Source organism: Mesobacillus sp. (genome assembly GCF_047739415.1).
In the GTDB taxonomy this organism is placed as follows: Bacteria; Bacillota; Bacilli; order Bacillales; family Cytobacillaceae; genus Mesobacillus.
Map to the genome: position 1 here is coordinate 1 of NZ_JBIQOE010000180.1, position 26,273 is coordinate 26,273.

Annotated in this window: 20 protein-coding genes and 6 tRNA genes; 5 read left to right on the plus strand and 21 right to left on the minus strand. The window is 43.4% G+C overall.

All coding sequences use genetic code 11. The features are described from left to right. The first annotated feature begins 175 nt into the window (after positions 1 to 175). A complete protein-coding gene (locus ACH0QE_RS13950) occupies positions 176 to 703 on the plus strand; it encodes an RNA polymerase sigma factor (RefSeq protein WP_415801214.1) in 528 nt (175 codons plus the stop codon). Then, on the plus strand, positions 687 to 1,442 hold the full coding sequence (locus tag ACH0QE_RS13955; protein ID WP_415801215.1) for a hypothetical protein: 756 nt from the start codon (positions 687 to 689) through the stop codon (positions 1,440 to 1,442). Before ACH0QE_RS13950 ends, ACH0QE_RS13955 begins: the two co-directional genes overlap by 17 nt. An 81-nt stretch (positions 1,443 to 1,523) precedes the next feature. Here the strand turns inward: ACH0QE_RS13955 and hmpA are convergent, their stop codons facing one another. The 7 genes from hmpA to ACH0QE_RS13990 all read right to left on the minus strand — a co-directional run bounded on the left by hmpA (position 1,524) and on the right by ACH0QE_RS13990 (position 10,621). Further along, entirely contained in the window at positions 1,524 to 2,738 is a 1,215-nt protein-coding gene (gene hmpA, locus ACH0QE_RS13960; protein ID WP_415801216.1) for an NO-inducible flavohemoprotein, read from the minus strand. Positions 2,739 to 3,169: 431 nt separating this feature from the next. Beyond that, on the minus strand, positions 3,170 to 4,276 hold the full coding sequence (gene menC / locus ACH0QE_RS13965) for an o-succinylbenzoate synthase (RefSeq protein WP_415801217.1): 1,107 nt from the start codon (positions 4,274 to 4,276) through the stop codon (positions 3,170 to 3,172). Continuing rightward, positions 4,266 to 5,756: an o-succinylbenzoate--CoA ligase gene (locus ACH0QE_RS13970; protein WP_415801218.1), complete on the minus strand. Its 1,491-nt coding sequence runs from the start codon at positions 5,754 to 5,756 to the stop codon at positions 4,266 to 4,268. The genes menC and ACH0QE_RS13970 overlap by 11 nt, the downstream gene beginning before the upstream one ends. Before the next feature lie 70 nt (positions 5,757 to 5,826). Next, positions 5,827 to 6,645 carry a 1,4-dihydroxy-2-naphthoyl-CoA synthase gene (menB, locus tag ACH0QE_RS13975; RefSeq protein WP_041968025.1) on the minus strand — a complete coding sequence of 273 codons (819 nt, stop codon included), beginning with the start codon at positions 6,643 to 6,645 and terminating at the stop codon, positions 5,827 to 5,829. A 15-nt stretch (positions 6,646 to 6,660) separates the two neighbouring features. Beyond that, positions 6,661 to 7,470, minus strand: coding sequence for a 2-succinyl-6-hydroxy-2,4-cyclohexadiene-1-carboxylate synthase (gene menH / locus ACH0QE_RS13980; RefSeq protein WP_415801219.1), 810 nt, complete (start codon positions 7,468 to 7,470; stop codon positions 6,661 to 6,663). Beyond that, positions 7,467 to 9,218, minus strand: a complete 1,752-nt coding sequence (gene menD, locus ACH0QE_RS13985; protein WP_415801220.1) for a 2-succinyl-5-enolpyruvyl-6-hydroxy-3-cyclohexene-1-carboxylic-acid synthase — start codon at positions 9,216 to 9,218, stop codon at positions 7,467 to 7,469. The genes menH and menD overlap by 4 nt, the downstream gene beginning before the upstream one ends. Beyond that, on the minus strand, positions 9,215 to 10,621 hold the full coding sequence (locus tag ACH0QE_RS13990) for an isochorismate synthase (RefSeq protein ID WP_415801221.1): 1,407 nt from the start codon (positions 10,619 to 10,621) through the stop codon (positions 9,215 to 9,217). The genes menD and ACH0QE_RS13990 overlap by 4 nt, the downstream gene beginning before the upstream one ends. Before the next feature lie 329 nt (positions 10,622 to 10,950). Between ACH0QE_RS13990 and ACH0QE_RS13995 the strand changes: the two genes are divergently transcribed. Together ACH0QE_RS13995 and ACH0QE_RS14000 are read left to right on the plus strand one after the other, a co-directional pair. Beyond that, the gene (locus ACH0QE_RS13995; protein ID WP_415801222.1) at positions 10,951 to 11,883 is read left to right on the plus strand and encodes a 1,4-dihydroxy-2-naphthoate polyprenyltransferase; all 933 of its coding nucleotides are present in this window, start codon (positions 10,951 to 10,953) and stop codon (positions 11,881 to 11,883) included. Between the two features lie 106 nt (positions 11,884 to 11,989). Next, the gene (locus ACH0QE_RS14000) at positions 11,990 to 12,760 is read left to right on the plus strand and encodes a TraR/DksA C4-type zinc finger protein (protein WP_415801223.1); all 771 of its coding nucleotides are present in this window, start codon (positions 11,990 to 11,992) and stop codon (positions 12,758 to 12,760) included. A gap of 506 nt (positions 12,761 to 13,266) precedes the next feature. Here the strand turns inward: ACH0QE_RS14000 and ACH0QE_RS14005 are convergent. From ACH0QE_RS14005 to ACH0QE_RS14015, 3 genes are all read right to left on the minus strand, one after another. Continuing rightward, on the minus strand, positions 13,267 to 13,716 hold the full coding sequence (locus ACH0QE_RS14005) for a hypothetical protein (protein WP_415801224.1): 450 nt from the start codon (positions 13,714 to 13,716) through the stop codon (positions 13,267 to 13,269). A gap of 16 nt (positions 13,717 to 13,732) precedes the next feature. Further along, positions 13,733 to 14,176, minus strand: a complete 444-nt coding sequence (locus ACH0QE_RS14010) for a DUF2243 domain-containing protein (protein ID WP_415801225.1) — start codon at positions 14,174 to 14,176, stop codon at positions 13,733 to 13,735. Between the two features lie 141 nt (positions 14,177 to 14,317). Further along, positions 14,318 to 15,199: a cupin domain-containing protein gene (locus tag ACH0QE_RS14015; protein ID WP_415801226.1), complete on the minus strand. Its 882-nt coding sequence runs from the start codon at positions 15,197 to 15,199 to the stop codon at positions 14,318 to 14,320. A gap of 141 nt (positions 15,200 to 15,340) precedes the next feature. Between ACH0QE_RS14015 and ACH0QE_RS14020 the strand changes: the two genes are divergently transcribed. Continuing rightward, complete coding sequence (locus ACH0QE_RS14020; protein ID WP_415801227.1) at positions 15,341 to 16,213, plus strand: EamA family transporter; 873 nt, start codon at positions 15,341 to 15,343, stop codon at positions 16,211 to 16,213. A 640-nt stretch (positions 16,214 to 16,853) separates the two neighbouring features. Here the strand turns inward: ACH0QE_RS14020 and ACH0QE_RS14025 are convergent. From ACH0QE_RS14025 to ACH0QE_RS14075, 11 genes are all read right to left on the minus strand, one after another. After that, positions 16,854 to 19,256, minus strand: a complete 2,403-nt coding sequence (locus tag ACH0QE_RS14025) for a glycogen/starch/alpha-glucan phosphorylase (RefSeq protein ID WP_415801228.1) — start codon at positions 19,254 to 19,256, stop codon at positions 16,854 to 16,856. Further along, positions 19,246 to 20,697, minus strand: coding sequence for a glycogen synthase GlgA (gene glgA, locus ACH0QE_RS14030; protein WP_415801229.1), 1,452 nt, complete (start codon positions 20,695 to 20,697; stop codon positions 19,246 to 19,248). The genes ACH0QE_RS14025 and glgA overlap by 11 nt, the downstream gene beginning before the upstream one ends. Next, positions 20,694 to 21,722: a sugar phosphate nucleotidyltransferase gene (locus ACH0QE_RS14035; protein ID WP_415801230.1), complete on the minus strand. Its 1,029-nt coding sequence runs from the start codon at positions 21,720 to 21,722 to the stop codon at positions 20,694 to 20,696. Before ACH0QE_RS14035 ends, glgA begins: the two co-directional genes overlap by 4 nt. A gap of 22 nt (positions 21,723 to 21,744) precedes the next feature. Beyond that, positions 21,745 to 22,893: a glucose-1-phosphate adenylyltransferase gene (locus ACH0QE_RS14040; protein ID WP_415801231.1), complete on the minus strand. Its 1,149-nt coding sequence runs from the start codon at positions 22,891 to 22,893 to the stop codon at positions 21,745 to 21,747. Then, positions 22,811 to 24,769, minus strand: coding sequence for a 1,4-alpha-glucan branching protein GlgB (glgB, locus tag ACH0QE_RS14045; protein WP_415801232.1), 1,959 nt, complete (start codon positions 24,767 to 24,769; stop codon positions 22,811 to 22,813). Before glgB ends, ACH0QE_RS14040 begins: the two co-directional genes overlap by 83 nt. A 950-nt stretch (positions 24,770 to 25,719) precedes the next feature. After that, a tRNA-Glu gene (locus ACH0QE_RS14050) sits at positions 25,720 to 25,791 on the minus strand. Positions 25,792 to 25,794: 3 nt separating this feature from the next. Next, positions 25,795 to 25,885: transfer RNA gene (locus tag ACH0QE_RS14055), tRNA-Ser, on the minus strand. Between the two features lie 7 nt (positions 25,886 to 25,892). After that, positions 25,893 to 25,967: transfer RNA gene (locus tag ACH0QE_RS14060), tRNA-Asn, on the minus strand. A 13-nt stretch (positions 25,968 to 25,980) separates the two neighbouring features. Further along, positions 25,981 to 26,054, minus strand: a tRNA-Ile gene (locus tag ACH0QE_RS14065). Between the two features lie 3 nt (positions 26,055 to 26,057). Further along, positions 26,058 to 26,131, minus strand: a tRNA-Gly gene (locus tag ACH0QE_RS14070). Positions 26,132 to 26,138: 7 nt separating this feature from the next. Further along, a tRNA-His gene (locus ACH0QE_RS14075) sits at positions 26,139 to 26,214 on the minus strand. Positions 26,215 to 26,273: the final 59 nt, after the last annotated feature.

Here is a 26,273-nt window from a genome sequence, read left to right on the forward strand (position 1 = left end):
GTAAGGAGTCGAATATTTTCGGTATCATTATATTTAAGAAGGAGTTGCTATGCCAGCTCCTTCTTTTTGCTATAGAGGCCATTAAAAAAATATAAAAAAAATAATAAAATAAACCAAAACCTTTTTCTAACCCACACGTCTAAGATTTAAGTGAATTAACAAGGAGAGAAATTAGATGGCTGACTACAGGGAAGAGGATGTTCATGAGTGGTACAATCTGTATCATCAAACAATCTTTAAATTTATTTTTATGCTTACAAAAGATTATCAGCAAGCTGAGGATTTAACTCAGGAAACATTTTTTAAGGCCTATAAATATCATCATACTTTCAAAGGAGATTCTAGCGAAAAAACATGGTTGTTCAGTATCGCTCATAATGTGACTGTTGACCACATGAGAAAACAAAAGCCAATTCGCTTTTTTAAAGAGTTATTCCAACCTCAAATTGACATTAAACTATTGCCAGAAAATGTGGTTCAGCTTAAAGAAAGTTCAAAGGAAATTCATGAAGCACTAAGTGCACTTAAACAATCGCACCGGGAAGTTATCATCCTTAGAAAGATCAAGGGTTTTTCAATTACCGAAACAGCAGAAATATTGGATTGTTCGGAAAGTAAAGTTAAGTCCACATTGCATCGTGGAATGTTAGCTTTGGAAAAAAGATTAATTAAGGAGTCGGGGTTAAATGAACATACAAAGTGAATTGAACACTTATAATCGTGCTCTTCAGAAAGTAGAATATGATTTGGAATGGAGTCAGGAGCAAGCCAATTTAGTCAGGAGAAAACTAGAGAGGCAAATTTATAAAGAAAAGGTTAATGCTCGAGTTTTTAAAATTTTCGGTTACGTATCAACCATAAGTTTCACTTTTTCTCTTCTTTTTTTGCTCATTATTCAATTGGGGAATGAAGATTCTTTTGTCACTGGAATGCTATCAAATAAAGAAAAGCTGTATACAATGGAAGTGATCAATGGGAAAGAGACACCGGTTTTAACCGAGCAAGGAATGGAATATGTTGTGTATCCAATGGATGCCTACAAGGAGATTAATACAATCTCAGGAGAACCACATCTTGCAGTATCTGTTGAAAACATAGGCAGTAAAGAACAAATATTTACACAGGCCTTTTACCCGACTTCAAAAGGAAGGTTTATTTCAGTACATTATACAAAGAATGAAACGGGGTCAGTTGAAGAAATGAGTAGTAATTTCTTTCCCGAACATCCCCTCTACGGAACAAAAGTCTCTGAAATAAATGTTTCAGGTCAACGAGCATTCCTACATGAACCTACAACAAAAAATGGTTCAGCTGCGTTATATATCGTTACCAAAAATTATGTATACTATATGACTAATGATGGGTTGATGGATAAAAAGCAGGGTGATTCTGAGGAGTTAATACGACTTGCCAATTTATTTAACTTTGATGCTGAGAGATAAAGCTTATAAAAACAACGCTTGGTTTTTCACATCCCCAAGCGTTGTTCACATTATATTTTGGATACTATTTTATATAGCCAGTTAAGCTTCAAGGCTTGCCATTGGTCCGAAGAATTCGAAGTGAATTCTGTCTTCTGTGACGCCAAGGTCTTTTAACGCTGCGTTGATTGCTTTCATGAATGGTACCGGGCCGCAGAAATAGAAGTCTGATTGTTCAAGATTCACGTTTTCTTTTAGCCATTCCTTCGTTACATAGCCTTCAACATCATAGCTGTTATTCTGGCGGTCTTCTTCAGTTGGCTGGTCGTAGAATACCACTGAATTCACCTTTGCTTTTGCAGCTGTTGCTGCGACTTCATCTTTAAGGGCATGGACTTTGCCGTTCTGGGCAGCATGGATGAAGGTAACTTCTTTCTCCGGCTGCAGGTCTGCAACTGTGTTAAGCATGCTGACCATCGGAGTCAGTCCGACACCACCGCTAATCAATACAACCGGTGTGTCCTTTTCTGTATCTAAGAAGAAATCACCTGCAGGAGCGCTAATTTGCAGGACTTCCCCTTCTTCCACACCGCTGTGCAGGTAGTTGGATACCTTGCCATCAGGAGTCTCCATGCCAGCTTCCTTTTTAACGCTGATACGATAATAGTCTTTTCCTGGAGCATCCGATAAGCTGTACTGGCGGATATGCGTGAAGTCTTCCCCTTCAATCTCAAGCTTGACGCTGATATACTGTCCTGGCTTGAAAGAAGCAATTTCCTTTCCGTCCACAGGCTTCAGGTAAAAAGATGTGATGACTTCACTTTCTTCAACCTTTTTCGAAACAATGAATGGACGGAAGTCCTTCCAGCCCCCTCTTTGGTTTGCCGCTGCATCATACATTTCCGCTTCCACAGAGATGAACGCGTCCGCAATCACACCGTATGCATCTGCCCAGGCATTGATGATTTCGTCTGTAGCCGCATCGCCAAGCACTTCCTTGATTGCAATCAGCAAGTGCTTGCCAACGATTGGGTAATGCTCAGGCAGGATGCCTAGACTGCGGTGCTTGTGAGCGATCTGGTTCACAACCGGCAGGATTGCCTCAAGATTGTCGATATATTTTGCAGCGGCATATACAGTTCCAGCCAAAGCTCTCTGCTGTCTGCCCTGCTTCTGGTTCGCATGGTTAAAAATATTCAAAAGCTCTGGATGATTTTCAAACATAGTTTTATAGAATACTGTCGTGATCTGTTCACCGTGAACTTCAAGAACCGGCACTGTAGATTTGATGATCTCAATAGTTTTTTGATCTAGCATAATATACACTCCCCTATGAATTAATCTTCTCGTTGAGGTTTGTTTACCTCATTCCCATAGTGATTATAATATATTACACCGGCAGACTAAGTGATTCAAATCACACTATCGTAAAATAGTGCTTTTCAGCTAGGGTTTTTCACAGGGATTAGCATCAATTTAAGTCATTTACGAGGCAAAAGTACCTTTTTAACCGAAAAATGATAGTATATAGCGATCAAAGCCTTCACCAAAAAGAGCGGCAACACTTTTTATAGCGGAAAATTCGTTTTTATAGCGACTTTTTGATTTTTATAGCGACTTTTAAATTTTTATAGCGACTTTTTAACTTTTATAGCGCAAATCAACTTTTTATAGCGAATTGGAAATTCACGCTGATTTTTTCCAGTTTTAAAACAAACAAAAGCACTGCCTAAGCAGTGCTCCTCGACCTAAAATTTAAAACGTTCCTCAAAAATAGTAACTTCCTTCATGCGCTTGTTATTCAGTTCAAAGCCAATGCCTGGGCGCTCTGGTATTTTGACCATGCCATTATGAACCGTGATTTCCGGCTGGATTATGTCTGCTTCCCAATAGCGGTCTGAGCCTGAGATATCACCTGGGAGCGTAAAGCCTGGGAGCGATGCGAGAGCGATATTGTGTGCTCTCGAGATCCCAAATTCAATCATCCCGCCAGCCCAGACTGGGATTCCTTTAGAAACACAATAGTCGTGTATTCGCTTTGCTTCGCCTATGCCGCCCACTCGTCCAATTTTAATATTGATTACTTTGCAGCTGCCAAGCTCGATTGCTTTTCTTGCGTCGTCAAAAGTGACGATGCTTTCATCAAGGCATATAGGCGTCTCTATTTGAGACTGCAGTTTGGCATGGTCAATGATGTCGTCATAGCCCAGCGGCTGCTCGACCATCAGCAGGCCGAATTCATCCAGTGCTTTTAAACGGTCCACATCCTCCAGAGAGTATGCTGAGTTGGCATCCGCCATTAACGGAAGGCCAGGGAACTGCTTTCGAATTTCTGAGATATATTGAAAATCATCTTCCGGACTGATTTTTACTTTCACCCGCTGAAATCCTTGCTCCAGATAGCCTTCTATTTGTTTCAGCGCTTCTGGTAGATTCGGATTGCCTACAACCACACCTGCAGGGATTGCTTCCATGGTTCCGCCAATCAGGGTCGATAATGGGATACCTTCTAGCTTAGCCTGCACATCCCATAATGCCGTTTCAAGCGCTGCCTTTGCCATATGGTTCCTTCGAACCGAACTGAATAAAAGAAAGGCTTCATCAGGATGACATATTCCCTTTTTACTCAAAAGCGGAATCAGAAATTCTTTCAGCACATGGTATGAAGTCTGGACGGTCTCCTCCGTATACCAGGGAGATGAAAAGGCCACACCTTCACCATAGCCAGTAAAACCATTACGATCCTCAACCTCTACGATAATTGCTTCTCTCTCTGTCACTGAGCCTAAATGGGTAGTGAATGGAAGTTTCAATGGCATTTTGACGATTGATAGTTTAACCCCTTTAATGTCCAATGCCATCCCCCTCCGCTTCCAGCCACTCGCGCAGTTTGCGCCTTAATAATTTTTTCGCGGCATTCCTTGGCAGGCTTTCAACAAAGTAGAATTTTTTGGGAAGCTTGTATTTTGCGAGTTTCTGTTCACACATGACCTGCAAGTCTTCTGCAGAGACTCCCGGTCCACTTTTCACAATAAAAGCCACAGGCACCTGTCCCCATTGCTCATCTCGCGCTCCAATCACGCCAGCATCTGCAACACCAGGATGTGAAAGCAGGATACCTTCTATTTCTGCAGGATAAATATTTTCCCCACCTGAAATGATTAAATCAGAACGGCGGTCAAGGACAAAAAGAAATCCATCACGGTCCATATAGCCAATATCACCTGTATGAAGCCATTTATCACGAATTTTATCAGCAGTTTCACCAGGGCGGTTCAAATACCCGATCGTCACGTTCGGCCCTTTGACTACAATCTCTCCCTCTGCACCTGAAGGCACATCCTGTCCATCACCATCAACAATCCGGATTTGGTTAGGGAATAATGCTTTTCCAGCTGAACCGAGTCGTTCAATGCTGTATTCCGGTGACAAGGTCGCAAATTGTGATGATGTTTCTGTCATTCCATATGTCTGGAACACAGGTATTTCTTTATCGATGCAGGCTTCCAGCAAAGGCAACGGCGCAGGCCCTCCGCCCAGCAGCATGCAGCGGAAAGAATCCGGCAATCTTCCCGTACCTAGTTCATCAAGGAGCCGTCGCAACATCGTGCTGACCACGGACATGATGGTTATTTTGTATCGCTGGATATCCTCAATTACCTTTTTTTCTTCAAAAGAAGAATGCAAAACAACTGGCATTCCATATATCTGGCTCCTCATCAAAATAGAATAGCCGCTGATATGGAAGATAGGCACAGTACAAAGCCACTTATCGTGTTCATGCAAACCGAGATTGAGTGCAGATGCATTCGCACTCCACCAATGGTTGCCATAAGTTTGCATGACACCCTTCGGATTTCCGGTCGTGCCTGATGTATACATGATCGTCGTTACTTCGTCCAAATTGTACTCTTCGAGAATAGAGACAGTCTTTTCCGGCAACTGGCTCCATTCAACTGTACTGATTTTTCTTATGTCAGAGGCAATCTCTGACACTTTGTCTTCGAAGCGAGTCTCATATACAAGTACTTTGGCTTCACTGTCATCAAGCTGCCATGACAGCTCCTCGGACGTAAGGCGATTGTTCAAAATACCTGCCCTGATTCCAGCCATTTGCAAGGCGTATAGTATAAACACAGATTCCGCCTGATTGGAAAACAAAACCGCCGCTGTTTCACCTTTATTCAAACCGAGTACGCCCAGCTTTGCTGCAAAGGACTTAGCCTTTTCAAAAACTTGTTTAAATGTATATGTATTCCCTTCGAAAATCAGTGCTTCGCGGTCCGGAGACAGATCTGCCCGCTTTTTCAGCCAGTTTGGCATGGTTTCAGTCATGGATGTCACCTCTTCTCTACATACTAAAACAGCTTGATGGATGTCCATCAAGCTGTGTGCAAACTATAAATCAAGGGAATCTTGGGAACTGTCCGAAGTCTGGCTTGCGCTTTTCTTTGAACGCGTCGCGGCCTTCTTTCGCTTCTTCTGTTGTGTAGTAAAGCAATGTTGCATCTCCTGCCATTTGCTGAAGTCCAGCAAGTCCATCAGTGTCTGCATTCATGGCAGCTTTCAAGAAACGAAGTGCTGTTGGGCTCTTCTCAAGGATTTCCTCACACCACTTAAGTGTTTCCTCTTCAACCTGATCAAGAGGTACAACTGTGTTGACAAGACCCATGTCCAAAGCTTCCTGGGCATTGTACTGGCGGCATAGGAACCAGATTTCGCGAGCCTTTTTGTGGCCGACGATTCTAGCAAGGTAGCCTGAACCGTAACCAGCATCAAAGCTTCCGACCTTTGGTCCAGTCTGGCCGAAGATAGCGTTATCTGCTGCAATTGTAAGGTCACAAACAACATGAAGAACATGTCCCCCACCGATTGCGTAACCTTTAACCTGAGCGATTACCGGCTTAGGAATCACACGGATCAAACGCTGAAGGTCAAGGACATTCAAGCGAGGAATTTGGTCTTCACCAACGTATCCACCATGTCCGCGCACTTTCTGGTCTCCACCGGAGCAGAATGCATCATCTCCAGCACCAGTCAGGACGATTACTCCAACACTGGCATCATCACGTGCATAAGCAAATGCATCGATCAATTCCATAACCGTTTTAGGACGGAATGCATTGCGCACTTCCGGGCGGTTAATGGTGATTCTGGCGATGCCATTATATGTTTCATACAGAATATCTTCATACTTGCGTTCTGAAACCCATTCAACTGTCATCAAGACAACCTCCTATTATGTATTCGACAAAAACTCACTTACTATTGTACCAAATTTTTCACGTTCTTCCACATGAATTGCATGGCCACAATCAATTATCGACAAATGTGTCGCATTTGGAAGCTTTGAAGCCATATCAGCCGCTATTTTGCAGAATTTCACATCCAGGGTTCCTGTAATCAAAAGAGTCTCGAATTCGAAGTTCGCTAGCTTGTCCCACCATGGTGGCTGGACACCTGTCCCCATCCCCCTAAGACTGTTAGCCAGTCCAACTGGATTATTCCTAAGCCTTTGACTCCTTATTTGTTCCCTTATTTCTTTTGGAAGATTCAACTGTGATTGAAAAAGCGGGATTGATTCCCAAAAGTCGATGAATCTTTCTAGTCCTTCTGTCTCAATTTTTACAGCCAACTTGTGATCCTGCTCGACACGTATTTGCCGATCTGCAGGATTTTCAAGGCCAGGTGTAGTGCTCTCAAGGACCAACTTCCTGATTCTTTCGGGATACATACTTGCAAATGTAATGGCTGTTCGGCCACCCATAGAATACCCAAGCATATCGGCTTTCTCAATCCCCAGATTGTCTAAAAGCATTTTTATATCATTGGCAACTTTTTTTATATCATATCGTCCCATATCGCCTGGCGATTCACTCTCCCCATGCCCTGGCAAATCGATCATCAATAGCGTTGAGTGTTTTCCCCACATAGGACAAAACGGCTCCCAAGTAGAAGCCGCGCCTGTAAAGCCATGAAGCAACACAAGGGGAAAACCATCGCCGCACTGCTCGACATGATATCGTACGCCGTTAATCATGGTTTTCATTTCGTGTCACCTTTTAGCATAGTAGTTATTTCCCGGGAAACAGAATTCCACAAATCTCGATGTTCCTTCAGGTTGGAATCCCTTGTTGTCCTGATTTCCATCACTTTTAAGCCGCCAAGCTCTTGGTTTTTGGCAAAAGTCTCTGAAAATTGCTCCCAATCTTTGATTAAATCATATTTCCCGTTGTACATTTCGACAACATGGCGGAAATCCAGGTCCAAAGGGGTACCGAAAAGTTTTTCAAAATGCTTCGGTTCTTTTGCCTGAGGGAGGAACGAGAAGATTCCGCCGCCATTATTGTTGATCAGCAAAATATTGATATCGATATTATATAATTTTGAAGCCAATAAACCGTTCAAATCATGATAGAATGTCAGATCGCCCAATACAAGGTAGCATGGCTGCGATACACTGGCTACACCAAGTGCGGTAGAGACGATACCGTCTATCCCGTTCGCTCCTCTGTTTGCCATGACCTTGATATTCTTTTTATTTAACAAGAAGAACGAATCAAGATCCCGGATTGGCATGCTGTTGCCGACAAACAATGTCGAGCCTTCCGGAAGCTTTTCAGTGAGCTGTTGGAATAGCTTCCCTTCACTTAACTCCTCAACTTGAGAAATAGCAGACAACTGTTCTTTGGCTAATTCATTGACAGTGAGCCATTTTTGCAGATAGTCAGACTTGCCTGTTGGTGAAACAACCTCGCTAATCTTTTTACAGAACAAAGCTTCATCGCAATATAGCATTTCAGAAGCTGACATCGTTGGTTCACGCCAGCCATCGCCGCTATCGACAACAAATTGTCGGGCGGTCCGGTTTTCTTTTATAAAAATAGTCAGGGCTTTTGAGATTGGCATTGCTCCAAACCGGATGATGACATCAGGCTTTAATGCTTCCTTCGCATCTTCATTCCTTAAAAACGCATCATATGCATCAATAATGTGATGGCCATCATGTTCTCCGCTGCGCAATTGTGACAGGGGATCAGCGACGATTGGAAATTGCAATCTGTCTGCAAGGGCTATGACTTCATCTGTAAATTCGCTGTTGTCGAGTTGTCCGCAGACAATAATCCCCTTCGTATATGATTCGATATCCTGACTGATTGCTGCAAACGTTTGATCAGATAAACTGAGGTGACCTGTCACGATTTCTACATAACCACCAACGCGCTCAGACAGTTCGAACAAGTTTTCATCCATCACCGGGATTAGCGGTTCTCTGAATGGAAAGTTCAGATGGACCGGTCCCTGTGGATAGCTTGATGCGGTAGCGGCTGCCCTTCCACAAACTGTCCGGGCATAGCGAATCATATCCTCCGTTTTTTCCGGCGGTGCCATTTCGACAAACCATTTTACATTCTTGCCGTATAGATGGATCTGGTCAATCGCCTGCGGTGCACCGACATCACGCAATTCATGCGGACGGTCTGCCGTCAGAACAATCAGTGGAATCCTTGAAATACTGGCTTCAATCACTGCTGGATAATAATTCGCAGCAGCTGTTCCTGAGGTACAAAGCAAAGCGACAGGCTTTCGTGTGGCCTTCGCAATTCCAAGGGCGAAGAATGAAGCAGATCGCTCATCGACCTGTATATGGATGCGCAGGTCTGGGTGCTCAGCCATTACCAGTGCCATTGGCGTTGACCTCGAACCAGGACTGATGACTACATCCCTTACTCCCGTTTTGGATAATTCCGCAACAAATGCTGCGATATAAGCTGTTAATCCTTCCTGGTGGCTCATGTGATCTTTCCTCCAAGTGCTGTAAGCATCGGCCTAAACTTGATGCTAGTCTCTTTATATTCGCTTTCGGCATTTGAATCTGCCACGATGCCGCAGCCGGCAAATAGAGAAGCCTCATTTCCCTGAATCAGTCCTGAGCGGATCGCTACAGCAAATTCACCATTTCCCTGATAATCCATCCACCCAACAGGTGCTGCATAAAGGCCTCTGTCCAGCAGCTCAATTTCCCTAATCTTCTCGATCGCTGCCTGCTTTGGCAACCCGCCCAGTGCAGGAGTCGGGTGAAGTCTGTTTACTAAATGAAGAAGTGATGTGCCTTCCCGGTTCTTGCCGATTACAGGTGTATACAAATGCTGAATATATTTCATTTTCATCAATACAGGCCGTTCAGGGAGAATCACCTGATCACAGGTTTCTTCCATCGCTCCCCTGATCATATCCACTACATACTGATGCTCTATCAAGTTTTTCTGGTCTGTTAAAAGTTCCTCACCAAGTTTTTCATCTTCTTCAGGAGTACTGTCCCTGGCAATCGAACCTGCCAGGCAGGCTGAAAACAGACTTGCTCCATCCTTTTTGACCAAACGTTCAGGAGAAGCTCCGATAAAGCAGTCACCATTGGATTCAAAGGCAAATGTAAAGCTTTCTTGCTGATTCTCCAAGAGATTTGCCAGAACACTTTCTGACTGGACTTCCTCTGTAAAATGAAGACGCAACTCCCGAGCAAGCACGACTTTCTTCAGTTCGCTACTTTCAAAACCGTCTACAACATCAGTTACAGTCTGCTTCCATGCCTCAGGATCAATTTCAATAATATCCTTAAGATCAAGCGTAGCAAGTGCTGGCTTCTGTATAGCCTTTGAAAGGACCTCTTCCCGCTCCCTGGTGACTTTATCGAATAAGGACATATCGTCATGCTGGGTGCAGACTACATTGGTTGTAAAGTACGCCTCTCCCTTGACGATTGTCAGCATATATTTCGGAATGTGGAAAAGTGCTTCGGAAAATTTTGACCATAATCCTGTCTTTTTCTTCAATGGATCAAAGGTAAATCCGCCAAACATGGTTGGCCCTGTTCCATTTACATTGTGCTTATTAAAAACCAGCGCTGTGTCCATGAAGCGCTTCCACTCTTTTTCAACATGAAAAAAGCGGTCAGCTCCCTGATCCGACTGTATTTGTCCGCATATACCCAATCCAGTTAGGAAGTGTTCCCCTTCAGGATCCTTCCAGAAAAAGCGTTCTCCAAAAAACTTTTCCCTGCCTGAAGCAAAAAAATAAAAAGGATCTATACGATCTATTTTATGGACCTCGCTGACCAAAATCGACTGAGATTGCCCTTTGGCCCGCTCAATCGCATCAAGAATTCCCTGTCTAAGTTCCGTTTCCTGAATGGCAACCAAAAATATCCCCCCAATAACAGCCTCTCATCTGTTATTACACGTTTTAAAGCTTATTTTAAGATACACCTCATACACCACGATGTCAATAATGGCGGGCTTTCTTAACCTTTAATATCCTTATTATATATTACACGCAAACTGCTGAGACAATCTGGAAAATCCATCCTCATTATACGTGTAAATACTAATTGACAGTACGTATGTGAATATCTACACTAATAATTGTAAGGTAATTTAGCCTAGATATGAAAGCACTTTTTGACAATTTTGGTTCTTTTAGATAAAATATTAAGGTTTGATAGATTGATATATAAGGGAGAGAATTAGTTATGCAACCACAGCTACAGCCTAGTTCTTCACCAGCAGTCAATGGAGCAGACTGGAGAGTCTGGTGGCAGCTTACAAGGCCGCACACTTTAACTGCTGCATTTGCCCCTGTCCTTCTTGGAACTGCTTTAGCGATTGAATACAGCGGTGGAATTCATTGGGGAATGTTCCTCGCGATGTTAATAGCAAGCCTGCTAATCCAGGCAGCAACGAATATGTTCAATGAGTATTATGATTTTAAACGCGGTCTTGATAATGAAAATTCCGTTGGGATCGGCGGAGCGATCGTCCGCCATGGCATTAAGCCTAAAACAGTGTTGAACCTGGCGTTTGGCCTTTATGGGATTTCAGTCCTTCTTGGCGTTTATATTTGCATGAGCACCAGCTGGTGGGTCGCTGCTGTAGGTGTCGTTTCCCTGGCTGCTGGTTATCTTTATACAGGCGGTCCATTGCCGATTGCCTACACTCCTTTCGGGGAGCTTGTCGCTGGATTTTTCATGGGTGTCTTGATCATCCTGATTTCCTTCTACATTCAGACTGGCACGGTAACTCCTACTAGTGTACTTGTTTCTTTTCCTAGCTTTTTGCTTGTCGGTGCGATCCTGCTTGCGAATAATATTCGCGACCTGGATGGCGACAAGGAATTTGGCAGGAAGACTCTGGCGATCCTGCTCGGACGAAAAGGCGCCATCAGGCTTCTTGCAGGTATGTTCATTGTCTCTTATGCTTGGGTAATCGGCTTAATCATTTCTGGTGTCGTTTCACCTTGGCTGGCGATTGTTGCTCTCAGCATTCCGAAGGCTGTAAAAGCAACAAAGGGATTCATCGGAAAATCAAATCCATTACAAATGATGCCGGCTATGGCAGCAACAGCCAAGACCAATACCATTTTCGGCTTACTTTTATCAGTAGGGATTTTCATCAGTTTAATATAATTGCACTTGAGAAGCTTCTGCCTTTGGCGGAAGCTTTTTCTATGTTTCTCAAAATCACAAGCGGGTATTTAGTACGTATGATACGAATCAAAACTAAGGATGTGTAATGATGCTGACAAATGACCAGCTTAGCAAATTGAAGCAAACGCTTATAGATGAAAAAGAAACGCTGATTTCACAAATAGAAAACAATGAAGAGGATGGCTATCTTGATGGCAGCCAAAGGGATGCAACCGGAGAGCTTTCTTCATACGATAATCATCCGGCAGACAGCGGGACAGAACTGTTTGAGCGCAGCAAAAATCTAGCGATGGACGAGCATCATGATGACCAGATTGAAAAAGTCGACAGCGCCCTCAAGGCAATCGAGGATGGCACATACGGAAAATGTGCTGAGTGCGGGAAAGAAATACCTTTTGAACGGCTTGAAGCAGTACCATATACTTTATACTGTGTCGAGCATTCCGCTGAACAAACTCTTTCAAATGACCGCCCAGCTGAAGAAGAAGTTCTTGAATATACTCACGAAGCAGATTTCGACCGTAGGCAAAATGAAGAAATGGCGGACAACAGGAACAGCTTTAATGATGTAGCTGAATTCGGAACATCTGAAACACCATCTGATCTTACAGGTGATCATGAAGATTATAATAAGCTCTATATTGATAATGAAAAAGAACGAGGCTTCACCGAAGACTATGAATCCTTCAGTGCAACTGATATCGAAGGTGATGACCGCCAAGTGTTCCAAAGTGATAGCGAAGAGGAATACGAGGAAATGCTCGACGAAGCCGGCATCGAGTCCGAGCTCGGGGATATCCCTTATAAAGAGGGAGACAGTTATATTGACGAAAATAAAAAGAAGGATACAGAATAAAAAACAGCCTCAGTTGAGTAATTATCGACTGAGGCTGTTTTTCTTGCATGGGATTTATTAAGCAAACTCAGTTGAAAAATAAGTGCAACATTAAGGACCATTGGTGACCTGAATTCAATTTTTCAGGAAAACAGGGCACCAATAACCCCGATTGGTTACCTAAATTTTTATTTTCCCGAAAATCAGAGCACCAATAACCCTGATTGGTTACCTAAATTTTTATTTTCCCGAAAATCAGGGCACCAATAACCCCGATTGGTTACCTAAATTCCTATTTTCCCGAAAATCAGGGCACCAATAACCCTGATTGGTGATCTAAATTCCTATTTTCCCGAAAATCAGGGCACCAATAACCCCAATTGGTTACCTAAATTTCTATTTTTCCGAAAATCTGGTCACCAATAACCCCGATTGGTTACCTGAATTTTTATTTTCCCGAAAATCTGGGCACCAATAAACCCGGCTAGCGAAACTATTGAATCTCTCTGCTAGGTGTGCCTTTCCATTCACTTTCCGTTTTCCACTACGACACTACTACTGATAGGTTTACCTCTATAAGCCAATGTCCCGTGATTATTGGAATTGAGTGTAACCATTATTTCGTTTTTCCCCTTCTCTAAGTTGCCGAGGTTGTAAAATTGTCCGTACAGCCGATTGATTTTTTTGCCGTTAACATAGATATGCGCGTGCCCCTCATTGTAACTAGGAACATCACTCCCTACTTTATATGGAGCAAAGGTGAAATCAATGGTATCTACTTTTAAAAGCCATGTACCTGACATGTCCTGAGTGACACTTAAATTCACAGAAGGAATTTTGTTTCCCTCTGGAATTTCCACGTTTTCATGCTGCATATGATTGGCCAAAGAAGGATTGTGTTCATTATTACTCGTAAAATAAAAAAAGAAAACAATGAACGGTATGAAAAAGACTAAAAAGCTCCTCAACCTTTTCAATTTCTACACCTCACCCTTACGCATTTGGTTCCAGCCGCTTGATCATAAACCCAATGACCACTAACAAAGCACCAATCGCCAAAAATGCCAGGTCGTACATCAAAGGGTTTTCTGCCAATGGTTTGACCCGATGCACTTGCAGGATATGATGATCTACAATTCCTTCAACGAGATTAAATGCTCCGCCGCCAACAAATATCCCTCCAAGGAAGATTCTCCAACTAGACCCGAGCTGGTTCTTTCGCGCATCCTGAAAAATTTTCACGCCACCCCAAATTAATTTTGCAGAAAATAAGGCTGTGAATAAACCATCAGTGAAAATCTCCAGTTGGATATTAGAGCTGAGAATCATGTGGTGCCACTGCAATAGTTGGTGGAAAATAATCCCGTCAATTGCACCCAATAAACCCAAACCGAGAATGATGCCGGCGATGAACAAATTTTTGTTTTCTTTTTTCAACTAAAACACCCTCTTAGAAGAATACATACTATCACGATTAGTGCCCAAAAGTTTTTCATATTATACTGCAAACGCAAAAAAAGATTGGAGATATTCACCTCCAATCCCATTGAAGAAATACACCCCCAATCCCTGCAATATTTACTCGGCAGCTTCAGCATCTGCTTTCGTTTCGTGGACTGTTCCGAACGGATGCTCAGGTGGTGCATAAATAACATAAACCTTAAGCTTTGTATCACCTATATTGGTAACATTATGCCATTTGCCCTCTGGAATCATGATGGCATAATCGTCAGATACTCTAGACTCAAAATCCAGGTTATCTTTCGTGTCTCCCATCTGTACGAGCGCTTCACCTTCTTCTACACGGATAAATTGATCACCGGTCTCGTGGACTTCCAGGCCAATGTCATCACCAACATCAATGCTCATGACAGTCACCTGAAGGTTGCTGCCCGTCCATAAGGCAGTACGGAATGTCTCGTTTTGCGTAGTTGCCTCTTCTATATTAATGGTAAACGGTTCTTTTCCATAATCCTGTAATCGGGTACCTGTCTCTTGCCGCAGACATTCTAATCTTGTTGCATGCTCTAATTCATCAGCGAATGCTCGGAAAAATACATTGCCCACGGGCAGATTTTGGGTCAGCAAATAGCTGTTTCGATATGCCTGGTAATCCTCAACTTCTATTTCATAAGCCTTTTGTAAACCTTCTCGATAAGATTGGAAGTTCACCTGGTCAAAATGATACTGCGGCCTTTGGCCAGTAAGAGTGACATACAGATCTGTAAATTGCCTTAAGTGGATATGTTTATCCTCTAACGCCTTCATTATCGCTTTCTTATGTCTCTGATTTGGCGCAGATTCCGCCAGGCGGCTGTAAAAATCAACTGCTGAAGCTTCCCCTTTTATTCCAGCAAGCAGCGCTTCAAGTACTTGCTGATGGCTATTTTGGCTGGATCTTGGGCTATATGCTGAAGAATCAATATAATATGGATAGGAATAGGATGGAACGTTATACAATTAGCTCATTCCCTTCACAGGTTTTATCAACCTATCCTATGCCCAGTACCCAGGTAACGTACATTGTTCGATTTTTGGACAAGAATATTCCTGCAGCAGATTCCCAAACTAAGAGTACCTTAATAGAAATGGTGATAAACGATGAGTATCATTTTAGCTTTACTGGCCGCGCTATTTGCTTCCTTTACCGCCATTCTTGCGAAAATTGGAATTAAGGATGTCGATTCAAACCTGGCAACTGCCGTCAGGACGATCGTTGTTGTGATCATGGCCTACCTGATGGTTGTGATCACCGGGCAAACGGGGCACATAATGGAAGTGTCTGCGAAGTCATTTATCTTTCTAGTCCTTTCCGGATTGACGACTGGTCTTTCCTGGCTTGCCTTTTTTAAAGCGATTCAAATTGGGGATGTTTCAAAAGTAGTCCCTATTGATAAGGCCAGTGTCGTATTGACGATTCTGTTATCTTTCATAGTATTAAGGGAACCCGCAACCATGCCTGTTGTCGCTGGTGGTGTCATTATATCTATTGGAACTTTTGTGCTGATTGGAAAAGACAAAAGGAAGAAAAAGCAGAGGAAAAAGGTTTTCAACACCAAATCATATATTTTTCTCGCTATCATGTCAGCAATATTTGCAGCCCTGACCAATATTCTCGCAAAAATCGGGATTGAAGATGTTGATTCAAATGTAGCCACATTTATCAGAACAGTCGTGATCATTATTTTTGCGTGGGGAATTGTGTTTTTCCAGGGAACTGTGAAGGAGCTTAAGAAAATCTCAAGGAAATCTTACATATTCCTAATCCTATCAGGTGCCGCAACAGGCTTCTCTTGGTTATGTTATTTTGCAGCACTGGCAATCGGCAAAGTGAGCATCGTCAATCCGATTGATAAATTCAGCGTAGTATTAACGATGATCTTAAGCTTCATCATTTTAAAAGAAAAACCAACAAAATCAACCGTTGCAGGTGCTGTATTGATCACGATTGGAACAGCTTGGTTGATCTTATAGAGAAGAGTGCCCGCGCAAGCATCCACATCTATTCCGGGCATTAAAAAGCTTTCTGTTAACCTTTTTTGATTCCAGGGCCGCTTTTTGGGCTTATAGAATTTTTCTATAGGACCTTTTCGCTCCTTCTGCCGCTTTTTGGGCTTATAGAATTTTTCTATAGGACCTTTTTGCTCCTTCAGCCGCTTTTTGGGCTTTTAGAATTTTTCTATAGGACCTTTTCGCTCCTTCTGCCGCTTTTTGGGCTTATAGAATCTTGCTATAGGACCTTTTCGCTCCTTCTGCCGCTTTTTGGGCTTATAGAATTTTCCTATAGGACCTTTTCACATCTTTAGCTACTTTTTGGGCTTATAGAGTTTTTCTATAGGACCTTTTCGCTCCTTTAGCCACTTTTGAGGCTTATAGAATTTTTCTATAGGACCTTTTCACATCTTCAGCCGGTTTTTGGGCTGATAGAATCTTGCTAACTGACGGTTTATATTCCGCGTCCTCTTTAAGCAAATAAACCTCTCCAGGGTCCTTTTTGGGATCGCAATTCCTCACTCGGCCAACTAGATCCGCCTTCATGCTCATCTCCCGTTCAGCTTTTCATCCACCGACATAGCAAAAAGGCCAAATCGTCTCAGATTTGGCCTGAAGCTTTTTAAACTTTTAAAGCTGATTGTACCTTCCAGATTTGGTCAGCATATTCCCTAATGGTCCTGTCACTGGAGAAATAACCTGACTTCGCGATATTAACCAGGCTCTTTTGCAGCCATGCGTTTCGATCTAAATAACTCCGGCTGACATCCTGGTGTGCCTCTGCATATGAAGCAAAATCCCTCAATACGAAGTACTGGTCGTTATGGCCAAGCAAGGTATCATAGATTTCATTAAAATGGTTTTCGGTATCTGGGAAGAATCCATTGACGAGCTGGTCGACCACTTCCCGAATCCGCTCATCATGGTGATAATATTCGAGCGAATGGTAACCTCCATTATTCTGGTAATCCAACACTTCCTCTGCAGTCAACCCGAACAGGAAGATATTTTCCCTGCCGACCAAATCGGTGATTTCGACATTGGCGCCATCAAGCGTGCCAAGTGTCAAAGCCCCGTTCATCATGAATTTCATATTCCCAGTGCCGGATGCTTCTTTGCTTGCGGTTGAGATTTGTTCACTGATATCCGCAGCCGGAAAAATATCCTCGGCAAGGGAGACGCGGTAGTTTTCAAGGAAAACAACCTTCAGCTTACCATTCGTTGCCGGATCATTATTCACCTTATCAGCCACACAGTTAATCAACTTAATGACCTTCTTGGCAAAGTAATAACCTGGAGATGCCTTTGCCCCAAAAATAAATGTACGCGGATATAGCAATGCTTCAGGATCCTTTTTCAAAGCATTATACAGATGCATGATGTGCAGCACATTCAGCAGCTGCCGCTTATAAGCGTGAAGCCTTTTTACCTGTACGTCAAAAATCGATTCCGTATCAACCTGAATCCCCGTTTTATCCAAAATCCGCTTTGCCAGACGCTCTTTGTTTCCCTGCTTAATTCCATGCAATTTTTCAAGGAAAGCGGAGTCGTCCTTAAACCGCATTAACTCCTCCAGTTTTTGTGGAGAAGAAACCCAGTCACTCCCAATGGCATCTGTAATCAATCCGGACAACCCCGGATTCGCTTTCAGCAGCCAGCGGCGGTGGGTGATCCCATTTGTCTTGTTGTTAAATCGTTCAGGATAAAACTGAAAAAATAAGTTCATCTCACGATTTTTCAAGATCTCCGTGTGAAGCTGTGCAACTCCATTGACACTATGGCTGCCGACTATGGCAAGCGGCGCCATACGCACCTCGTCATGTGCGATGATCGCCATGCTTTCAACCCTGCCCCAGTCGCCAGGATACTGCTCCCAAACCTGCTTGCAGAAGCGCTCATTGATTTCCTCGATAATCATGAAAATGCGTGGCAGCAGCGGCTTAAAGATTCTGATTGGCCACCTTTCCAAGGCCTCAGCCAGTGTCGTATGGTTCGTATAGGAAAGCGTCTGAACCGTGATATGCCAGGCATCTTCCCAGCCCAGGCCTTCTTCATCCATCAACATCCTCATCAGTTCTGGAACTGCGATTGCAGGGTGCGTGTCATTGATATGGATGCTCACATAATCATGGAACTCTAGCAAACTCTTATTCTTCTTTTTAAAAGAATTCACAATCGCCTTCAAGCTGGCGGCAACAAGGAAATATTGCTGTTTAAGACGAAGGATTTTTCCTTCATCATGCGTGTCATCCGGATATAGAAATTCAGAAACCGATTCGGTATCCTTCTTGTATTTAAAAATATCTGCATTTGCCGGGAACCTTGATGGCTCGGCATTCCATAGCCTCAACGTATTGACTGTCTGTGTCTCGTAGCCGATGACAGGCAAATCGTAAGGCACAGCCATGATTGTCTCGGCATTCAAATGCCTGAAAACAAGCCGGCCATTTTCCATCCTGCTATCGATTTCACCCCAGAACGGGACTTCGACCGCATCATCGGTCTTCCGTACTTCCCAAACATGGCCGTGCCTCAACCATTGCTCTGGAAGCTCCACCTGATAACCATCGACTATTTTTTGCTCGAAAAGACCGTGCTTATAGCGGATTCCGCAGCCATGTCCAGGCAGGTCAAGGGAAGCGAGGGAATCCAGGAAGCAGGCAGCAAGGCGGCCGAGACCGCCATTGCCAAGTCCGGCATCCGCCTCGATTTCTTCCAGCTGGTCAAGTTCGATGCCCAGGTCCCTGAGCCCTTCACAAACCACTTTTTCGACGCCTAAATTGATAAGGTTATGCCTCAGCAGCCGGCCCAGCAGGAATTCGATCGACAAGTAATAAACCTGCTTTTTCGCGCCAGCACGATATAATTCGTTTGTTTTGATCCAATCGGAACTCACATGCTCCCTGATCATATGCCCGAGAGTCTGGAACTGCTCCCGGCTCGTGCTTTCTTCAAAGCTGGTTCCAAACATCATCTCGAGTTTTTTCAAGAAAGTATTTTTGAATTGGGGAACACTAGAAAACATGCGATTCACTCCTTGAGATGAGATCGGAATACAATTCTTTGTATTGTTTGGCAGACTGTGCCCAGCTATAGTCTGTCTCCATAGCATTTTTCGCCAGCTTAAGCCATTTTTCGCGCTCATGGTAAAAAGACAGCGCCCGTTCAAGCGTAAATAACATGTCATGGGCGTTAAAGTTTGCAAAGGAAAATCCATTGCCTTCACCATTAAATTCATTGTAAGGCTGTACAGTATCGTTCAGTCCGCCTGTTTCTCTTACAACAGGAATTGACCCATAGCGCATCGCGATCATCTGGCTTAGCCCGCATGGTTCGAACTTTGATGGCATAAGGAACAAATCGGAGCCAGCATAGACTTGATGCGCCAAATTCTCATCAAAACCAATGTAGACGCCACACTGTTCAGGGTAACGCTCTGGCATTTCCCTGAAAAATTGTTCAAACTCAGGGTCGCCAGTTCCCAGCACTACAAGCTGCATTCCGGTCGCCATGATCTCATGGAAAACTCCACTGACCAAATCGAGACCCTTCTGCTTCGTCAGCCTCGTAATCATGGCTGCAATAGGGATATTCTCGTTTTCTGGCAAACCGAAATCACGCTGTACTTGAAGCTTGTTTTCTACTCTTCTTTCAAGTGAGTCCACTCCGAAATTTGCAAACAATCCAGGATACTTTTCAGGATCATATAAATCGTGATCAATCCCATTCAGGATTCCCGATAGATCCTCGCTTCTTTTACGCAGAATGCCATCCAGCTTTTCACCATAAAAGTCTGTCTGGATTTCCTCTTTGTAAGTAGGGCTGACGGTTGTAATATGGTCAGCAGCAATCAATGCACCCTTCATGAAGTTGGCGTTCCCGAAGAACTCCAGCTGCTCCTCATTGAAATAACGACTGTCAATCTGCAGCAGGTCGCCAAGCACCTCTGGTGGGAAGATGCCCTGGAACTGCAGGTTATGAATGGTAAACACGGATCTGATCAATCCGTAGCCAGGCCGCTTATAGTACTCCGTCCTTAGTAAAAAGGGAATCATGCCTGTATGCCAGTCATGGCAATGAATGACATCAGGGTAGAATTCAGTTTCTGCGATAAATTCAAGGACGGCTCTGTTAAAAAACGCGAACCGTTCCCCATCATCATAATGTCCGTAAAGGCTATCACGTTTAAAATAATACTCATTGTCTACGAAATAGAAAGTAACGCCTTCATGCTCAAGAGTTTCAATGCCACAATATTGCGAGCGCCAGCCTAATTGCACACTATACTCTTTCACTTTCTTCATTTCAGAACGGAATTTATCATTAATCAATCCATACTTCGGTAAAATAACCCTGACATCCGCTCCTAGCTTTTTCAATTCCTTCGGAAGCGAGCCCGCTACATCCGCCAGTCCACCTGACTTGATGAAAGGAACGCATTCCGATACGGCAAATAACACCTTCACGACCTGCTCCCCACTCCCTGGATCGAACCTTTGCGGATAACAGCCGGTGAATCAGTTGGCGCTGTAATCACTGTTCCTGCTTCAATTCTTGCATCCTTATCGACAATCACTGAATCCAATAGACAATTCTCCTTAATTTGTGTCTTTTGCATGATGATACAGTTGCGGATGACGGTCCCTTTGCCGATTTTTACTCCGCGGGCAATGATGCTGTTTTCCACCGTGCCTTCAATCATTCCGCCATTGGCAACCATAGAATTTCTCACTGATGCATCAACATCGTAACGGGTGGGCGGCTCATCCTTCACCTTTGTTAAGATCGGCCTATCCTTCGGGAACAGCTCCTTCCAGACCTCTGGCTTCATCAGGTCCATGCTGGTCCTGAAATAGTTTTCAATACTATCAACCATAGAGGCGTACCCTTCAAAATTGTAATAGCAGAGATGGAACTGGCTATCCAGGTCGGTGGCGACATCCCTCATATTCGAGTAGCCAGTTTCATTGCGCGTCATGATCAAATCCATCAATAATGTCTTTTTAACAAGGTATATGCCTAATGATTTTCCTTCCTTCTGGACCTCCGTGATATCACAGCCTGACTTGACATGCCAATCAAGCAGCGGTTGGAAATCCATATTAAACACAGTATAAGAATTCGAAATCAATGCATACTCCTGTGTAGCCCGTTCAAAAAAATCAATGTTGTCAGCAAAGTGGTCGAGCGTGCCGATTCCCGTATAATGTTTATCGAGGTTAGGGGCAGGGAAGAAAAATAGTCCATCCCTTTTTCGGTTTAGATCCCAGTTCCTCCCTGACCCTAAATGGTCCATCAGCGACCTGTATTGGAATTTAGGAAAAATAGCCACGCTCTGGATACCAGAGTTGACCATATTTGAAAGGATAAAGTCAATCAGCCTGTATCTTCCTCCAAAAGGGATCGCTGCCACCGAACGGTGAATGGACAGTTCATGCAAATCTTCGTGAACCGTTGTCGCATCTATTACTCCCAATAATTGTTTGTTCATTTCTTTTTCCTCCCGAATCGGTTCAATTGGATTGCAATTCTCCGATTGTTTCTTCAGATACTAATGTTATGTCATTCGCCCTCTCGCCAGGCTTGATGATTGTTCCATCCGGCACATAGACTCCTGGGGATACAATCGCCTTTTCGATCACACAGTTGTGTCCGATTACAGCATCCGGCATGATAACAGTTTCCTTTACAACAGCCCCCTTTTTCACGGTCACTCCCTGGAAAACGACTGTTCTGGAAACCTCCCCTTCAATCTTGCAGCCCTCATTGACCAGCGACTCTGATACTTCTCCTTCTGGGCAAATATATTGCGGCGGCTGATTCGGATTGACAGAGTAGATTCGCCACGAATGATCAAACAAGTTCAGCTCACAATTTTTATCCAATAAATCCATATTTGCTTCCCAAAGACTTTGAACAGTCCCAACATCTTTCCAGTAACCTTTAAAAGGATAGGCAAATAAGTTCATATTTTCTTCGATTAACAGAGGAATGATATCCTTGCCGAAATCATGGCTGGATTCTGGATTCTGGTCATCCCTTATCAGATATTCCCTTAAAACGCTCCATTTAAAAATATAAATCCCCATTGAAGCGAGATTATTTTTCGCCACATCCGGTTTTTCCTCAAATTCAGTAATCCTCAGATCAGAATCTGTATTCATGATGCCAAAGCGATTCGTCTCTTCCCATGGAACCTCAATGACCGAGATTGTTACATCGGCTCCTTTTTCGGTATGGTAATTGAGCATCAATTCATAATTCATTTTATAAATATGGTCCCCGGAGAGAATCAGGACGTACTCAGGATTATACTGATCGAGATAGTTCAGGTTCTGGAAAATGGCGCTTGCCGTACCTGAATACCATTTCACTTCTGAGCTCTCGGCATAAGGCGGCAGCACAGTGACACCACCATCCTTCCTATCGAGGTCCCAGGCGCTGCCGATACCAATATAGGAATTGAGCAAAAGTGGCTGGTATTGCGTTAAAACACCTACCGTATGGATGCCTGAGTTCGTACAGTTGCTTAATGGAAAATCGATGATCCGGTATTTGCCTCCAAAAGGGACAGCTGGTTTAGCGAGATTCTTCGTCAGTGAGTGCAGTCGGCTTCCTTTTCCTCCTGCCAACAGCATTGCTACGCATTTCTTCTTTTGCATGATTGTTTCTCCCCTTTCTTTTTATAACAGGACGTAAAACTGAGATTCCGAATGGAGAAATGCTCATCTCTATAGAATATGGCCTTCCATGGAAGCCTATTTCTTCAGCTTTCAAAACTTTTTTATTAATAACGCCTGAACCGCCAAAGTCTGTAGCATCGCTGTTCAAAACTTCCCGATATTCGCCAGGCTTCGGTACCCCGATTCGATAATCGCTATATACTTTCTCTGTAAAATTGCAAACGATGACCAGAAGTTCTTCAGCATTCTTTCCTTTCCTGATAAAAGAAAAAATCGACTGGTCCCGGTTATCAGCATCGACCCACTCAAAGCCTTCATAACTTTGGTCGACCTCATACAACGGCTTTGACCGCTTATACAATTTGATAAGTTCCTTATTGTAATGGTTCATCTTTTCATGCATTTCATAATCGAGCAGATTCCAGTCAAGCTGCTCCTTGTCCTTCCATTCCGAAAACTGCCCAAATTCTGTCCCCATGAATGTCAGCTTCTTGCCTGGATGAGCTGTCATGAAACCTAGCAATAGTCTAAGCTGTGCGAACTTTTGCCAGTAATCGCCCGGCATCTTATCAAGAAGCGATTTCTTCCCGTGAACAACCTCATCATGTGAAAAAGGCAGGACAAAATTCTCTGAAAATGCATAAAGCAGCGAAAAGGTAACCTTATCATGTATATGCTTCCTGTTATGGGATTCTTCCTCCATATACTTCAAAGTGTCATTCATCCATCCCATATTCCACTTGTATGTAAAACCAAGACCGCCATACTCCACAGGAGCCGTCACCTGCGGCCAGTCAGTCGAATCCTCCGCAATCATCAGCGCTCCCGGCTCATAATCTTTGACCGCTTTGTTCAGCTTCTTTAAAAATTCCACTCCATACTGGTTCGCAGCCTGGATTGAATTCGGCCAGTAGATGATATTCGCCACGGCATCCACCCTGAAGCCGTCGATATGGTATTTTTCCATCCAGAAAAGCGCACTCGAAATCAGGAAGCTCTGTACCTCTGTTTTTCCCAGATCGAAATTGGCTGTTCCCCAAACCTGGTTCTCACGATCATTCTCACGCTGATATTCAAATACATAGCTGCCATCAAATTTGTACAGCCCGTGCGCATCTTTGCAAAAATGCCCCGGAATCCAATCAAGGATGACCCCGATGCCGTTTTGGTGGCACATATCAACGAAATACATGAATTCATGAGGCGTTCCATAGCGGCTCGTAACCGAAAAATAACCTGTGGATTGATAGCCCCAGGAGATATCGAGCGGATGCTCAGTTAGAGGCAATAATTCAATATGTGTGTATCCGTGCGAAATAATATATGGAATCAACTCATCAACAAACTCACGGTATGTATGAAACGTACCATTATCATGCTTCTTCCAGGAACCCAGATGCAGTTCATAGATGAACATCGGCTCGCCAAGTGTGCTCCTCTTTTCACGCTTTTGCAGCCATTTCTGGTCATTCCATTTATAGCCGTCCATTGGGTAGACAATCGAAGCCGTATTTGGCCTTACTTCTGAGAAAAATGCATAAGGATCAGATTTGAGTAATCGCTCACCTGATGCTGTCACAATCTCATATTTATAAATGGCGCCGGTCAAATCACCCTCATGAGCGAGCTGCCAGACCCCCTCCTGATTGACTTTATGAAACTCATAGCCATTCCCATCCCAATTATTAAAATTACCTGTAAGCCTTACCTGAGCCGCATTTGGAGCCCACACACAAAATCGAGTATATGTTTCAGTTCCACTTTTAATGACATGTGCTCCAAATAAATTGTAGCTTTGGAACAGATTCCCTTCATGGAACAAATGCAATTCAAACTCTGTAGGATTTATCACCAAGATCCTTCCACCTGCCTTCTGCAAAACTTATGAAAACGCCCCTTTTCAGTAGTATTCTAGTTACCATCCGAAATTCCTTGTAAACATTTTTTTAATATTTCGACAATAATAGTTATAAATTTAGCAAATTCGACAAATTCAACTAAATGGTAGCGCTTTAATGTACTAAATCTTCCAATTACGCGAAATATGGAGAACGAAAAATGAAATTGAATAATGATTCATTAGAAGGTTTTATTGAATTTCCTAGGTTTGATAGAGAAAATAGCAGAAAAAATGTTTTTGGTTGATAACGTTTTCATCTTAACGGGGAAGTGATTGGATCGTGATTCTAAGTTTAGGTGAGGATACTAGGTTGGATTTGTTATGATGTGGAGCTAGCACAGTATTGTGTGTGGATAGCTAGGTAAGGGCAATTTGATTGATCTGTTAAGTAACACGTATTATGTGGCTTCACTCTCTCTTCTTCGGACATTATAATGAACCCCCATCACTGCTTTATGTGACGGGATTTCTCTTTCTACCCACTGAGACCGGTTACCTACCTCTTTTTTAGGTCACCCGTTTTGACCTTGGCCCTCATCACCGGTATATATCTCTTCTTTATGTTACCGGTTTTGAACTAGACTCTCATAACGGGGCACATATTTCTTCTTTTTGTTACCGGTTTTGAACTAGACTCTCATAACGGGGCACATATCTCTTCTTTATGTTACCGGTTTTACCTTTGCCCCTCATAACCGGGCACATATTTTTTTGAATGATTTTTTGCTTATACCACTGACCGGGAAATCATATCTTAGTTACTTTTTGAACCTCTTACTTCCTTCTTAGTGCATGCTGCTTGATGTATTGATAATATAGTAATTCAAAAGTACATTTGAATTAAATACCTGGGTTCCATGGACATAAAAAAAAGCCGTTAGCATAATTGCTAACAGCTTTCCTTATGACCCCTACGGGATTCGAACCCGTGTTACCGCCGTGAAAGGGCGGTGTCTTAACCGCTTGACCAAGGGGCCTTATGGCGGAGAAGGAGGGATTTGAACCCTCGCGCCGGTTACCCGACCTACACCCTTAGCAGGGGCGCCTCTTCAGCCTCTTGAGTACTTCCCCATAAAAATGGCTCCGCAGGTAGGATTCGAACCTACGACCGCTCGGTTAACAGCCGAGTGCTCTACCACTGAGCTACTGCGGAATAATATAAAAAATGGGCCTAAGTGGACTCGAACCACCGACCTCACGCTTATCAGGCGTGCGCTCTAACCAGCTGAGCTATAGGCCCTTATGGAGCGGGTGAAGAGAATCGAACTCTCATCATCAGCTTGGAAGGCTGAGGTTTTACCACTAAACTACACCCGCAAAAAAATGGGGCGACTGATGGGAATCGAACCCACGAATGCCTGAACCACAATCAGGTGCGTTAACCACTTCGCCACAATCGCCATATCTATATATGAATATTAATTTAAATTAAATAAGGTGGCTCAGGACGGAATCGAAC

Excerpts from the sequence above, each read along its gene's own strand:
- ACH0QE_RS13950 (WP_415801214.1), top strand. The coding sequence starts at position 176 with ATGGCTGACTACAGGGAAGAGGATGTTCATGAGTGGTACAATCTGTAT.
- menD (WP_415801220.1), bottom strand. The coding sequence starts at position 9,218 with ATGAGCCACCAGGAAGGATTAACAGCTTATATCGCAGCATTTGTTGCG.
- ACH0QE_RS13970 (WP_415801218.1), bottom strand. The coding sequence starts at position 5,756 with ATGACTGAAACCATGCCAAACTGGCTGAAAAAGCGGGCAGATCTGTCT.
- menH (WP_415801219.1), bottom strand. The coding sequence starts at position 7,470 with ATGAAAACCATGATTAACGGCGTACGATATCATGTCGAGCAGTGCGGC.
- hmpA (WP_415801216.1), bottom strand. The coding sequence starts at position 2,738 with ATGCTAGATCAAAAAACTATTGAGATCATCAAATCTACAGTGCCGGTT.
- menB (WP_041968025.1), bottom strand. The coding sequence starts at position 6,645 with ATGACAGTTGAATGGGTTTCAGAACGCAAGTATGAAGATATTCTGTAT.
- ACH0QE_RS13955 (WP_415801215.1), top strand. The coding sequence starts at position 687 with ATGAACATACAAAGTGAATTGAACACTTATAATCGTGCTCTTCAGAAA.
- ACH0QE_RS14040 (WP_415801231.1), bottom strand. The coding sequence starts at position 22,893 with ATGCAAAAGAAGAAATGCGTAGCAATGCTGTTGGCAGGAGGAAAAGGA.
- ACH0QE_RS14035 (WP_415801230.1), bottom strand. The coding sequence starts at position 21,722 with ATGAACAAACAATTATTGGGAGTAATAGATGCGACAACGGTTCACGAA.
- ACH0QE_RS14025 (WP_415801228.1), bottom strand. The coding sequence starts at position 19,256 with ATGTTTTCTAGTGTTCCCCAATTCAAAAATACTTTCTTGAAAAAACTC.
- ACH0QE_RS13995 (WP_415801222.1), top strand. The coding sequence starts at position 10,951 with ATGCAACCACAGCTACAGCCTAGTTCTTCACCAGCAGTCAATGGAGCA.
- ACH0QE_RS14020 (WP_415801227.1), top strand. The coding sequence starts at position 15,341 with ATGAGTATCATTTTAGCTTTACTGGCCGCGCTATTTGCTTCCTTTACC.
- ACH0QE_RS14000 (WP_415801223.1), top strand. The coding sequence starts at position 11,990 with ATGATGCTGACAAATGACCAGCTTAGCAAATTGAAGCAAACGCTTATA.